The organism is Zobellia barbeyronii (assembly GCF_018603515.1).
Lineage (GTDB): Bacteria > Bacteroidota > Bacteroidia > Flavobacteriales > Flavobacteriaceae > Zobellia > Zobellia barbeyronii.
In genome coordinates this window covers 378,138-391,964 of record NZ_JACATN010000004.1, presented here as the reverse complement: position 1 = coordinate 391,964, position 13,827 = coordinate 378,138, and the positions used below count along the sequence as shown (strand labels likewise).

At 38.0% G+C, this 13,827-nt stretch carries 11 protein-coding genes; 6 read left to right on the top strand and 5 right to left on the bottom strand.

The window, feature by feature from the left end; translation table 11 throughout:
• Positions 1-19: 19 nt before the first annotated feature.
• From HW347_RS14220 to HW347_RS14200, 5 genes are all read right to left on the bottom strand, one after another.
• On the bottom strand, positions 20-805 hold the full coding sequence (locus HW347_RS14220; protein WP_214612450.1) for an SDR family oxidoreductase: 786 nt from the start codon (positions 803-805) through the stop codon (positions 20-22).
• 36 nt (positions 806-841) lie between these two features.
• On the bottom strand, positions 842-1,153 hold the full coding sequence (locus HW347_RS14215; protein WP_214612449.1) for a cupin domain-containing protein: 312 nt from the start codon (positions 1,151-1,153) through the stop codon (positions 842-844).
• Between the two features lie 143 nt (positions 1,154-1,296).
• Positions 1,297-3,441, bottom strand: a complete 2,145-nt coding sequence (locus HW347_RS14210) for an OmpA family protein (RefSeq protein ID WP_214612448.1) — start codon at positions 3,439-3,441, stop codon at positions 1,297-1,299.
• A gap of 2 nt (positions 3,442-3,443) precedes the next feature.
• Complete coding sequence (locus HW347_RS14205) at positions 3,444-4,382, bottom strand: PorP/SprF family type IX secretion system membrane protein (RefSeq protein WP_214612447.1); 939 nt, start codon at positions 4,380-4,382, stop codon at positions 3,444-3,446.
• A 3-nt stretch (positions 4,383-4,385) separates the two neighbouring features.
• Positions 4,386-7,253, bottom strand: a complete 2,868-nt coding sequence (locus tag HW347_RS14200) for a gliding motility-associated C-terminal domain-containing protein (protein WP_214612446.1) — start codon at positions 7,251-7,253, stop codon at positions 4,386-4,388.
• A 274-nt stretch (positions 7,254-7,527) separates the two neighbouring features.
• Between HW347_RS14200 and HW347_RS14195 the strand changes: the two genes are divergently transcribed.
• The 6 genes from HW347_RS14195 to HW347_RS14170 all read left to right on the top strand — a co-directional run bounded on the left by HW347_RS14195 (position 7,528) and on the right by HW347_RS14170 (position 13,787).
• A complete protein-coding gene (locus tag HW347_RS14195) occupies positions 7,528-8,886 on the top strand; it encodes a UDP-N-acetylmuramate--L-alanine ligase (RefSeq protein WP_214612445.1) in 1,359 nt (452 codons plus the stop codon).
• A gap of 110 nt (positions 8,887-8,996) precedes the next feature.
• Positions 8,997-9,695 (top strand): RadC family protein, encoded by a 699-nt coding sequence (gene radC, locus HW347_RS14190; RefSeq protein WP_214612444.1) that lies wholly within the window; start codon positions 8,997-8,999, stop codon positions 9,693-9,695.
• Positions 9,696-9,774: 79 nt separating this feature from the next.
• Positions 9,775-11,070: a polysaccharide deacetylase family protein gene (locus HW347_RS14185; RefSeq protein WP_214612443.1), complete on the top strand. Its 1,296-nt coding sequence runs from the start codon at positions 9,775-9,777 to the stop codon at positions 11,068-11,070.
• Entirely contained in the window at positions 11,063-11,752 is a 690-nt protein-coding gene (locus HW347_RS14180; RefSeq protein ID WP_214612442.1) for a YjjG family noncanonical pyrimidine nucleotidase, read from the top strand. Before HW347_RS14185 ends, HW347_RS14180 begins: the two co-directional genes overlap by 8 nt.
• Before the next feature lie 89 nt (positions 11,753-11,841).
• Positions 11,842-12,360, top strand: coding sequence for a hypothetical protein (locus tag HW347_RS14175; RefSeq protein ID WP_225901936.1), 519 nt, complete (start codon positions 11,842-11,844; stop codon positions 12,358-12,360).
• A complete protein-coding gene (locus HW347_RS14170) occupies positions 12,357-13,787 on the top strand; it encodes a DUF5723 family protein (RefSeq protein ID WP_214612441.1) in 1,431 nt (476 codons plus the stop codon). The genes HW347_RS14175 and HW347_RS14170 overlap by 4 nt, the downstream gene beginning before the upstream one ends.
• Positions 13,788-13,827 lie beyond the last annotated feature (40 nt).

Sequence of the window (13,827 nt, the reverse complement as noted above, 5' to 3'; positions counted from 1 at the left end):
AATTACCGTAAATAAGTAACTATAAGCTTTTTAAAAGTCCGCCGTCAATTGGTATTTGAGTACCTGTAATATAGGCTGCATTTTCTGAAGCTAAAAAGGTAACTAGATAGCCATATTCTTTTGGGTCTCCTATGCGTTTAACAGGAACTCTAGACTCCATGTCTGCAAGAACCTCATCTTCTGAGATTCCCAACTGCTCTGCTTTTTTGGAGTTTAGTTGCGCGATGCGATCAGTATCAAAATAACCAGTTAGGATACTGTTCACCGTTATTTGATATTGTCCAACATCATTGGCCAATGATTTACCCCAAGTAACTACGGCTGCCCTTATGGTATTTGAAAGCGCCAAATAAGAAAGAGGCTCTTTAACGGATACAGAAGCTATATTTATGATTCTGCCCCATTTATTGGCTTTCATATGTTTTAGGGCGAGTTCCGTGGTGTAGGATACAGTCTTGAAAAGTAAATTAAAAGCTTCTTGGTAATCTACAGTCTGCTTTTCTAGAGCACTTCCTGCAGCAGGACCTTGAGTGTTATTGACAAGGATGTCTACCGTGTTAGTAACGAAATAGTTGTAAATTTTCTCGCGGTAGTCATGAAAATCTGCAAAATCAACTACTAGGTAATCATGTTTCTGACCTTGGTCAGTAGATAGTTCTGCTACTATCTTCTTAAGTTTCTCCTCACTACGGGACATGAGCGTTACACTGGCTCCGCTTTCAGCTAATTGTTGTGCTATGGCTTTTCCTATTCCTCCTGAGCTACCGCCAACTAGTACTTTTTTGCCTTTTAATGATATGTTCATAATATAAGATTTATGGGGAATGTTTAACTCTGTTTTCTATTTGTACTCTTCACGAGCCGGACTAAAAGCATCCATTAGTTTACATGGAGTAAGTGCTTTGCCGCCATGCGGACTATGTGGTGGAATGATAACAATATCATTTACTTCGTAAACCTTTGTATCCCCATTAAGTGTAAATTCAAAACGCCCTTCCAACACTTGCATTATTTGCTCGTTCATGTGGGAATGTTCGGGTACAATGGCACCTTCTTCTACTGTCCAAAAAGCAAGCGACATTTTTTCGGAATGTACCAGTTTTCCGTGGTAGCCTGGCATGATTTCTTTGGATGTAATGTTGGATAGGTTCATTATGTAGATTTTATATAACGAAGATAGAAAGAATAGCGAGAGAAATGAAAAAGCCCCAAACCATAATTTATGATTTGGGGCCAAGCTTGGTTTGGGTTGTTAATGTTTATTAGAATCTATGTGCTTTTGTTATTTAAGAAGACTTACTGCCACTTTACAACTACCATTTCACATCTTCTATTCCATTCATGGTCTTCCTCTGAACAACTTTCTTCGGTTTCACATTTTACTATGGGTTGGGATTCTCCGTATCCTTTAGCAATAATGCGGTCTTCCGTAATACCATTTTTGACCATGAATTCTTTAGCGGAATTCGCACGTTTTTGAGAGAGGTCACGATTATATTCTTCATTACCTCGGATATCTGTATGCGTACCAATTTCAATAATCATACCTGGGTTCTGCTTCATGATAGCAACAACTTTTCCTAAGCGTTCTCTAGCTTCACGTCTAACGTACCAAAGACTGTAATCAAAATGTATTTCTTCGGTTTTTATAATGATGCGTTCGTTTTCTTTAACGATGGCCTCTTCATTGGCAATGACTTCCTCAATTTTTTCAATATGTTCACGCTCTTTTTTCTCTAGGTCGGCTTTTTGCTTTATAGCAACCTGTTTTTCGTTTTGTAAACGTTCTATTTCGTTTGCTTTCTCTAACTCTTTTCGCTTTTCGGCTTCGGCATGAGCTAATTTTTCTTTCTCTTCTTTCTTAGCTAGAGCTTCTTTGGCTTTTAAAGCTTCTCTTTCTTGTGCGGAGTACAGAGTTAAGGAACCGTCTATTGTCGCATTTCTTTCGGTGTCTGAAATAATAATTTTTGAATTATCCTCGTAACCTTCTTTGTGAGCTTGGATTTTATATTGGTTTGAACAAGCGATTTGAAATTTATAAGAAGCATTGGCAGAAGTGGTGATTTTTTCAATCATTTTTCCACTGGCATCCAGAATTTCTATTGTAGCATTGGCTAAAGGAAGTTTGGTAGTTTTATCCGTTAGAATTCCCGCAATTAACTGCTTGCAGTCTTCAATAAGAAGTGGTTTGGTTTCCAAGAGCGAATAAATGTCATCACTACCCTTTCCACCAGGGCGATTTGATGAAAAATAACCTGAATTGGTATTAGAGTCTAGTGACAAAGAAAAATCGTCATAGCCGCCATTTACAGGTAACCCAAGGTTGTCTGGGGATTTAAATTTTCCATTTTCTGTTTTTGAAAGAAATAGGTCTAATAACCCAAAACCAGCGTGACCGTTGGAGGCAAAGTATAAGTTGCCATCTTCGTCAAGAAACGGGAATTGCTCTTTCTTATCCGTATTTATTTCCTTTCCTAAGTTTACAGGGTTTCCAAAGAAACCGTCTTTTTGAATATTTACAACATAGAGGTCAAAAGAACCAAAGCCACCTTCGCGATCTGATGCAAAATAAAGTTTTGTTTCGTCAGGACTTAAAGCTGGGTGTTCCGTAGAAAAATCATCACTGTTAAAGGGTAGGGGAATTATGTTTTTCCAAGCACCATCTACATATTCGGCACGATAGATTTTTAGATTACTGATTTTATCTTTCTCGGTTTTCTTTTTACTATTTCTCGTGAAATAGATTGTCTTCCGGTCTTTGGTAATGGTAAAAGTACCCTCGTGCATTTTTGAATTAATAGCACTGCTTAATGGCATGCTAAGGCTATCGCCCTGTGTTATTTTGTCAATAGGGTGAGAATATAGGTCAAGGTAATTCTCATTGTTCCATCTATAAAGCTTGGGTAAAGTTTTGGTTTTTTTTCGGGAAGCGCTATACACCAGGTTAGAGTCTATTCTGGCCGCGCCAAATTCGGACGTAGTGGTATTTATGTTCAGGTTTTCAATTTTAAAACGTTCACCAATGGCACTTACATTTTTAATATACTTGAAATCCTTTTCAGTCTGAATCACTTTATCGTTCTGGTCTTTTTCAACATAAAAATCAATAAGTATTTTTTGTGCTTTTTCGTATTCACCAATAGCTTTTAAGGATTGATTTAATTTAAAATAATAGCTTTCATCTGTATTTTCGCCATTATTAGAAATCAAATAGCCGTACCAACGTGCGGCTGCCTTCATATCAAAAGTGTGGTAATAAGAATCGGCAAGGTTTTTTATAAGTTTTGAACTCTTGTTACGTGGTAACATTTGCTCGTACAGCGGAATAGCATCACTGTAATACGCACGCTCAAAATAGGTATCAGCTCGTTTCAGTTCTTGTTGGGCAAAGGTTGATACCGCAATACCCAGAATAAACCATATGAAGAGTAATTTTTTCATGTTTAGTAGAATCTAGGTGATTTGTCGTACCCTTTGCCGAGGCCCAGTAAATCGAGATTAAAAAGAACAAATATTTCGTGGGAACCAGAACTGTAGGTGCTTAGGTTTGATAAGGTGTAATCGTAAGCGTAGCCTATTCGTAAAGCTGGTGTGGCCGCGATATTAAACATAGCACTTACCGAATCTTCCAAACGATAGGACAATCCGCCTTCAAATCTATTTAGAAAAAGAGCGTTCAGTGATACATCCATCGTAAAAGGAGCACCTTGCACCATTTTAGCTAGAACGGAAGGTTTTAGTTTTAGGTCCGAGTTTAGTTCATAAACATATCCTGAGGTTAGAAAAAGATGTATGTTCTCAGAACCAACTCTATTAATTCCATCTTTGTTTTCAAGATGTTTTGTTGTCAGTAGGTTCGGGGCAGAAACTCCTGCATAAAAATTCTGACGGTGATAAAAAGCACCAACACCAACATTGGGGAACGTACTGTTCAGGTTTTCGTTAAAAGCAGGGTCATCTTGAAATTCAGGAAGCATAAAGCCATTAAAGTTGGTTTCAAAAGTGGTGAAGCCACCTTTAAGTCCTAATGAGAGATTGCTCTTATCGTCTAACTTCAGGATATAGGCAAAGTCAGCATAGATGTTGTTTTCTTTTAACGCGCCATCACCAATATTATCTGTAATGAAAGAAAGCCCCACTTCAATTTTATCGCTCATGGGAGCATGAGCAAAGAAAGTTAGTGTCTTAGGGCTGCCTACTGCATTTTTCCATTGAGAGCGATATAGCGCACCAAAATTGAGCATACCTAGCTCATTTGTAGTATAGGCTGGGTTTACAACGCTCATGTTGTACGTATACTGGGTGTATTGAGGGTCTTGTTGCCCATGGGCCGCAGCACACACCAACATCAGAAAAATAAAATATCGTTTTATTTCTTTCATGGTTTAGCGGTTGAGGTACAATCTGCCCTGTACTGGGTTGTGACCTTCCTTGTTATATTCTATAATGTAGAAGTAGACGCCATTGGGGGCAGTGCTATTTCCATTATTTCCGTTCCAAGCGGGGTTATTTTGGTCGCCTTTAAATAGGCTTGTTCCGTATCTATTTAAAATTTCCAAGGTAAATTCAGGAAAGATAATTTCTATGTTAGGTATAAAGAAGGTGTCATTTTTACCATCTCCGTTAGGTGAAAATCCATCAGGAATAAAGAAACCATATTCTTCTGGTTCGCAATTTGTAAGATCAATAGTGATAGCCATTCGTTCAGGATTCATACAACCGGTATCTGGGTTGAAACTTTCTGCATAGTAGGTAGTCCCGGCAATTAATAAAACATCTTCTTCTAGAGGAATACCGTTTGCGGGAGTGTCGTACCAAAGCACATCGTAAGAGGAATTGTTTTCTGCATCCCTTAGATTTTGTACCGTAGGATTATCCAATCCGCAAAGTGCCAGTGTGGAAAATTCTAAAGTAGCTGGCTCAAGTTGATATACTATGGGGATAATTTCAATTCGTTGAGAACTTTGGCATTTTCCATCAACCTCTGTTCCGGCATAATAACTCTTTCCGTTAGTTAATGCGGTAGTATTATCTAGTACAGTTCCACCGGTTGCCGTTTCAAACCAAAGAATGGTGTTGCTACTTGCTACACTAGAACTTAGGTTATTTATGGATGGGTCTTCTGAACCACAAAATGTGGGGTTTCCGTTGAATAACATTGGCATTTCCGGATCCGAAAGGATTACCGTAACCTGAATTCTATCTGAACCTTCACAATTGTTTAACGGGTCTATGTTAGATATAAAATAATCCTCACCGTCAATAAGTTCTGTGTCTATAGGAAGAATGTCCATATCTGTTGCCGTGTCATAAAACATCATCTCGCCAGTGGCGCTTACCTCAATATCTTGCAAGGTTGGTACTGATGAGGGAAAAGCGGCAAGGCAAATAGTTTGGACAGCTTCGGCTTCCGGTAAAGCGGGAACCCCTTCAACGGCAAAGTTCTCATTTACCTCAAAGTTGAATAGTAGTCGGCATGGTGTAGTATCATCCTGCGTACTTTTTACGGTAATCGTATAATTACCCTGTTCAAGCGTAGCCACATCAATTTGATAGTTTGCCGTACCACCAATAAAGATAATTGTATTATCAATTAATACGGCATTGGTTTCTTGAGAAACTACTTCATAAGTCACTATATATTCTCCATCGGATAGTGCAGGGGCGTTTACATTTACATCAATTTCAGTAGCGTTACATGAATTGTTTACCGATATGTCAAGTTGAATAGCTTCCGGTATAGCCGTGATTATTGCAGTATCTGAAATATCGCATTCCATTGGGAATCCATTATCTACTTCAAAATCAAAGGTGTATTCACCTGTTTCGGTAATTTGCTCGGTTGGTATGGTAAAAGTTGCGCTGCCAGCGGTAAAATTAATAGCACTGGCGGTGTGTGTTGTTTCTGTATTACTTGGAGCGGTAATGGTATAATTAACATCATAAATTCCGTTTGCACGGGTGAAAGAAGGGTCAAAAATATCACTTAAGCTTACCGAAACTTCTTCGCCTTCACAGGTGTCCGTTACTTTGGCTATAGGGTCTGTTGCAATAAACTGAATTGGAGATACCTGAATATCGGGACAAACTTTGTCTCCTAATGAAGTTATGGATAAGGTTGTGGTTACGTTCTTTTGAACCAAATTGGCATCAATTTCAAATGAACCAGTACGGTCTGGATTAAGCAGTAGTGAGGTAGTTTCTCCTGAGTTCCCGTTCGAAGAGGTCAATAGGTATGTTACGGAATAGGTGTCGGGCGGGATCAATGTATCGTCGTAATCGCTTATCTCTACTAAGTATTTATCAGGGTCTACACAAAAGTTAGGAGCTGTAATTGTTCCCCTAAATGTGGGAAGAATAGTTATTTCTACTTTTGTTCTATTAATGTCACAAACCGCATGAGATGGGTATACGGTATAAGTAAAGGAGAAGGTGCCATAGGTATGACGGTCTCTAATAGCTTCAATATCTATAAGATGGTCCGTAAGATCAGATAGTTGGTCAGTATCAAGGCCCTCTGACCAAGTGCCATTTATATCTTCGTCTTCTAGGAGGCTATTTAAATCGTAATTGGTATAGCCAGATAGGTCATCTGTGGTGCATAAAGTTAAATTAGAGCCTATTCCAGGATTCGCTGGTCTTTGGACTTCCAGTAATAATGTTACCAGTCTACTGGGGCAAGAGCCAACTGCAGGTACTGTGTGTGTAAATTCATACGTTCCCGTTCCAGCAGATTCGGCATCAAAATAGTTTAGTAAAAGAAATGGTGCTGCCTCTGGGGTAATAGCTTCCCAAACGCCATTAAAATCTTGGAACTTGCCGTCCGTTTCGTCTCCGATATAACCATGGAGGTTTACGCTATTGTTGTCGCCGCAGGCATCTGCAGAACCGTCTATATTATCTTCTCCCGGATATCCGCCTAGGATTATGGTTATTGTTGCGGTTTCGGTAGAGGCGCCACAGTCATTGGTATAGGTAAATTCATGAAATCCTGAATTTTTTACGTCCCAAAGGTTAACGATACCCGTATCACGATCAAGTGCGTAAAAATTTGCGGGGTCGTTGGTAGACCAAGAACCACCAAGAGTAGGATTATCACCCAATTGCGTAAAAAGGTCAAAAGTCTTATTGGCCTCATCGGCATCTTTAGTACATATGGTTACCGTATTATCTGTACCTGCACATTGCGCCACTGCATTTGCGGAAAAGAGAAGCAAGCAAAAAGGTAGAGCCCATTTAAGAATGGTTCTCATGTAATTTTGGTTGGTCATTTTGTAATGTTAGGAGACAGGATGCATCTTGTCCCAAAGCAAATGTAACTTGGGTATTAGGTGTGAGTGAATAAATGTTGTCAAAGTGAGGGTTTGAAGGGTGAATCCTATTAAAAACGTAGCATGAGTGGATAGAAATAGTGCATTTTGTCGATGTTTTTAAACTTTTGACGGCAATTTGTGTAGTTGGTCGGAAGCTGTTTTGATATTTTTTTTCGTGAAATCAATGCCTATATTTGCCATAAATAAAGCGTTTATGCAGATTCATTTTATTGCAATTGGTGGTAGTGCCATGCACAACTTAGCTTTAGCCTTAGCACATAAAGGTGATGTCGTAACAGGAAGTGACGATGTTATTTTTGAGCCTTCTAAATCTAGGTTAGAGAAAAAAGGACTTCTACCAGAAAGTTTTGGCTGGTATCCAGAAAAGATAAATGAAAGTTTAGATGCTGTAATTCTTGGTATGCACGCAAAGGCGGATAATCCTGAATTGCTAAAGGCCCAAGAGCTAGGTATAAAAATATATTCCTACCCAGAGTTTCTATATGAGCACGCAAAAGATAAGACCCGTGTGGTTATAGGTGGTAGTCATGGAAAAACTACGATTACCTCTATGATTCTTCATGTGTTGAACTATCATGAAAAGGAAGTAGATTTTATGGTGGGTGCCCAGTTAGAAGGTTTTGAGCGCATGGTGCATCTTACCGAGGATAATGATTTTATGATTTTAGAAGGAGATGAGTACCTCTCGTCTCCAATAGACCGAAGACCAAAATTCCACCTGTATAAGCCTAATATTGCTCTTTTAAGCGGAATAGCTTGGGATCATATTAATGTATTTCCAACATTTGAGTTTTATGTTGAGCAGTTCCAGATCTTTGTGGATAGCATTGTTAAAGGCGGAAGCATAACTTATAACGAAGAAGATCCGGAAGTCAAAAAAGTGGTTGAAGCTTCGGAAAATGCCATTCGTAAACTTCCTTATACAACGCCAGAATATACAATTGAAGACGGTACGACACTTTTAGAAACTCCAGAAGGTCCTATGCCTATTGAAGTTTTTGGAAAACATAATTTGAGCAATTTGGCAGGTGCTAAATGGATATGCCAGAACATGGGTGTAGATGAAGACGATTTCTACGAGGCTATCGCCACATTTTCAGGAGCCTCAAAGCGCCTAGAGAAAATTGCAGAAGGAAAAACTTCCGTAGCGTATAAAGATTTTGCACACTCACCAAGTAAAGTAGCTGCAACTACAAAAGCAGTGAAGGAACAATATGTGAACAGGAAACTAATTGCCTGTTTGGAATTGCATACGTACAGTAGTTTTAATCCTGAATTTTTAAAGGAATATAAAGGAGCATTGGATGCTGCGGACGAAGCGGTAATTTTCTATTTGCCAGAGTCTGTTGCCATTAAAAAATTAAAGGAAGTTACACCCGAACAAATTTCGGAAGCTTTTGAACGTAAGGACCTTAATATTTACACTAATGCGCAGAGTTTTAAAGATTTTGTCTTTAGTCAAAATTATGACAACTCCGTGTTGCTTTTAATGAGTTCCGGTAATTATGGCGGTTTGGATTTAGTTAAACTGAAAGAGAAGTTTTCTAAATAATATAATATTTGGCTGAGGTTAGGTTTTAGATAAATGGCTCTTGGCGAGTGGTTTGTCCATTTCATCGGTGGTAGGGCTCACAAGGAATTAGAGTTTATTATATTTAAAACATGCATGAAAAATCAAATTCATTCTCAATTAAAAATTGGTCGGATGATGATAAGCCCAGAGAAAAATTAGTCCATAAAGGACGGTCTGTTTTATCGGATGCCGAATTGATTGCAATTCTAATTGGATCAGGTAGCAGAGATGAAAGCGCTGTTGAACTGGGCAAGCGTATTTTAGCTTCGGCCAATAACAACCTTAATGAATTGGGTAAACTTTCCATTAAACAGCTCATGACATTCAAAGGTATTGGAGAGGCAAAAGCAGTAACCATTGCTGCTGCTTTGGAAATGGGCAGAAGAAGGAGAGGAGAGGAAGCTCAGAAAATAAGTAAAATCAGTAGTAGTAAAGATGCTTTTGATTTATTGCAACCTCGTATTGGAGAGTTGCAACATGAAGAATTCTGGATTTTGTATCTCAGTAATGCAAATAAAGTTCTGTACAGTGCACAGTTAAGTAAAGGCGGCCTTACCGGTACTTTGGTAGATGTCCGGATTGTTATGCGCCAAGCCCTGGAACAAGGGGCTGTCGGCCTAATCTTATCGCATAATCACCCATCTGGAACACTAAGGCCTAGTGAGGAAGATCGCAAGGTGACACAAAAATTAAAAAGGGCCGCTGCGGCACTTGATATAAAAGTTTTGGATCATTTGATAATTACCCAAAATGATTATTATAGTTTTGCTGATGAAGGTATTCTTTAACTTTGTTGTCTGGAGTATTCCGGACCTCACGAAAGGTAGGTTACCAATTACTAGTTGAAACTTGAATTTTTAGCAGACTATGTTACTCATTTATACCCATAAGATTACACCGCGTTTCAGGTATACCATGAAGCAAGTCTTTACGCGTATATTGGGTATTGAAATTTCGTTTACTACTAAGGTTGAGGATTTTATAAAACATTCAGGTGCAAAGATTACCTATACCAAACAACCTTTGCAGAACGAATTTTTTATTCGCAGCAATGATCTTCTTTTTGAACAAGGTATAAACGACTTGCAGATAACCGTTCGCGATTGGGAAGGCGTTCCGTGCTTTTTTAGTGCTGGCGAACGCAGTAACCTCCCTTTTGATATATTTTCGGCAAGTTTTTATTTGTTGAGTCGATATGAAGAATACTTGCCCCATGTAAAAGATATTCATGAAAGGTTTCCTGTTAAGGACAGTATAGCCTATAAAAATAAGTTCTTAAGGTCTCCAGTAGTAGATATATGGGCATACAGACTTTTAGAAGAACTAAAGCTTAAGTTTCCAGAACTGGAGTATAAGCCAAAGAAATACCGTTATGTTTCTGCTATAGATGTTACTACGTCTCATTGCTTTGCACATAGGGGAATTATTAGGAGCGTTGCTGGTTTCTTTTATGACTTAGGTTCATTAAAATTCAAAAGGGTTGCGCAGCGCTCTAAAGTGTGGTTCAACTCACAAGAAGATCCTTACGACAACTTTACAATGTTGGTTGATTTGCATAAAAAATATGGGGTAAAAGGCATATTCTTTTTTCAGTTTGCAGACTATTCTACTTTTGATAAGAATGTTTCGCCGGATAATAATAAATTCCGCTTTCTTATAAAATCCATAGCGGATTATGGTAAGGTGGCTCTAGCGGCATCTTATAGTTCTTTTAATGATATTGACCTGTTAAAGAAAGAAAAGAAAAAGTTGACAGGTGTTATCAATAAGCCCATAAATTGTTCTCGTTTACGGTACAACAGGGTAGATTTACCACACACTTATAGGAATCTAGTAGAAGCGGAATTTGCAGATGACTATACTATGGGCTACACCCATGAAATTGGTTTTAGGGCCAGTACTTGTACTCCCTTTTATTTTTATGACATTAATTTAGAAGTACAACAACCCATTAGAATCCATTCGTTTGCCTTTCATGATTATGGTTTTTTAAATAGCGAAAACGATGTGGCCATAATGAGTCAGGTTCGTAATATTTGTGATGAAGTAAAAGCTGTAAATGGAGAGTTCGTATCAGTTTTTTCTAATGAACTTTTGGGTGGGGAAGAAAAGATAGATTGGAAGAAGTTTTACGAAACCGTTTTAAAGCAATGCCATGTTTAGGGATATAATTACCGATGTTTTTTTTGATTTGGACCACACCCTTTGGGATTTTGAAAAGAACTCTGCCCTTACTTTTGATAAAATTTTTCAGGATAATAATATAGGGATCGCTCTTCCGGATTTTCTAGAAGTTTATATTCCTGCAAATTTTGCCTTTTGGAAGCTGTTTAGGGAGGGAAAGATAACCAAGGAAGCACTAAGGTATGAGCGTTTGAAGTCGGTTTTTGATGACTTAAAATATCAGGTTTCCGATGAAACTATTCATACTTTATCGGAAGATTATATTACCCATTTGTCCTCTTTCAATCATTTGTTTCCAAATGCTATTTCTATTTTAGACTACTTAAAACCAAACTATAAACTTCATATTATTACCAACGGATTTCAAGAAGTTCAAGGGAAAAAGCTGAAAAATTCTAATATTCATGGCTATTTTGACCAGGTCATAGATTCCGAAATGGCAGGTGTTAAAAAACCTGATCCTATTATTTTTAATTTGGCTCTGAATAGGGCAAATGCAAGGCCGGAAACATCTCTAATGATAGGTGATAATCTTGAGGCCGATATTTTAGGAGCACAAGCCGCAGGTTACCACGCCCTGCACTTTAATGCACATCAGGGCCCAAAACACGATTTTTGTCAAATCATTGATGATTTAGACGAAATAAAATCGTTTTTATAGAGTTATTATAAGTAACACCACATTTGCGCCAACTAAGGCCAGTGTATGGTTTTGCCATGATAAGATTTATAAAATCCATTTTGCTTTGCATGTTATCCTGCCTCACACTTTTTTCGTGTATTGAGGATCAGGATTTTAATCAATTTGATGAGATAGGAGTAACACCAACAATTGAAGCGAGCATTCTTTATGTAGAAGCCCCGGAATCTTTGGTAAACGCTTCAACACAAACTAATGTAATTAACCAGGAGTTTAATTTTGATGCTTTTAGTTCAGATGTTTTCTCAAAACGTGTTCTTGATGGAACAATCACCTATATAGTAGAGAATACTACCGAATCAGAATTAAGTGTTTCCATAGAATTATTGGATTTAGACGGCAATGTTCTTGATACAGTAATCATTCCTGTAGCGCCTGCTCCAATGGAAATGCAGCAAATAGATATTGCTTACGGTAATTCAGGCCGTAGTATAGACATTATTAAAAATACTTCAAGTATACGCGTAGAGGCTACTAACGTAAGTGGGACTCAAAGTACTTCAACTTTGGCCGAACCTAAGGTTATCTTAAAGTCCAGCGGAAAATTTAGATTGGAAATTATTCAATGAGAGCCTCTAAAATACTTTCTATAGTCCTTTTCTGGACATGCTTTGCTATGTTCGGACAGAACAAGCAGTTGCTGTATGATTTTGTTGAGATTCCTCAATCGGCAATGATTAATCCGGGTGTTGATACAGATTTTCAGTGGTATGCCGGAGTTCCATTATTATCAGGGATGTCACTTCAAGCGGGTTCAAGTGGACTTTCTGTTAATGATATTTTTGCCAATGATGGCCTGGATATTAACGATAAAATAAGAGATCGCGCTATTTATGGTATGAATGCGCGCGATGAACTAAGTGGTACATTTCAAATTGAACTTCTGAATTTTGGCTTTCGAGGTAAAAATCCTGATAACTTCTATACTGGAGGAATGTATATTGAAGGCGATGCCATTGGTTATTGGTTTCAAGATTATGCCATTTTGGCTTTTGATGGTAATGCGGATAAGCTTAATCAACCTTTTGATTTAGGTCACCTTAAAACAAGAGGCGAGATGATGAATGTATTTCATATTGGTCTAAATAAAAAAATAGATAATGAACTCACTATAGGAGTAAGAGGTAAAATCTACTCTAGCATTTTTGATTTCAACTCAACAAAGAACCAAGGTACTTTTATTACTAAAGAAGGCGTAAACAATATCTACTCCAGTACTATTGAAGCGGACATGCAATTACGTACTTCAGGACTTAACGGATTAAAAGATGCTTCAGATGATGGAACGCTTGGAAGCACGATTACAAAAAGAGCATTTTTTGGAGGAAACCTAGGTGTAGGGGTTGATTTAGGGTTTACATATCAACTAAGTGATCAGCTTGTCTTTACAGGTAGTCTTTTAGACTTAGGCTTTATTTATCATTCAAAGGATATAAAAAACTACACTTTAAACGGAAAGGCTACAATAGAGGGAATAGAAATTATTTTGCCAGATGCCGCAGCGGATCCCAATGCAGATTTTTGGCAGGATCTTGTTGATGATGTTGAAGGTTTTGTGCCATTTGAGGACAATGCCGATAGTTATATAGCTTTTAGGCCCACAAAATTATATAGCTCTTTGCGTTATAATTTTGGAGAGCATGTAGATAACAGAGCAAATTGTGCTTGTGGTGTAAATGCTTCAAGCAACCGAGCGCGAGCCAAATATGTGAATAGTGTTGGTGGACAGTTGTATGTTATTAATAGACCAAGAGGACCACAAGTGGCTTTAACCGGTTTTTATCAAAGACGCTTTGGTAACTTTATGAGTATTAAAACTACTTACACTATAGACAAGTTCTCCTATTCTAATGTAGGCTTAGGGCTTTCTCTACAAGCAGGACCTGTAAATATTTATGCTATGGCCGATAATTTACTATCGTACGGCAATTTAGCAGATAGTAATTATGCTTCTTTTCAGTTAGGATTAAATATCATATCTTGGGGCAAGAAATGATATTGTAGTGCCAATTAACGAACAACTTCAAGGTTTGGCA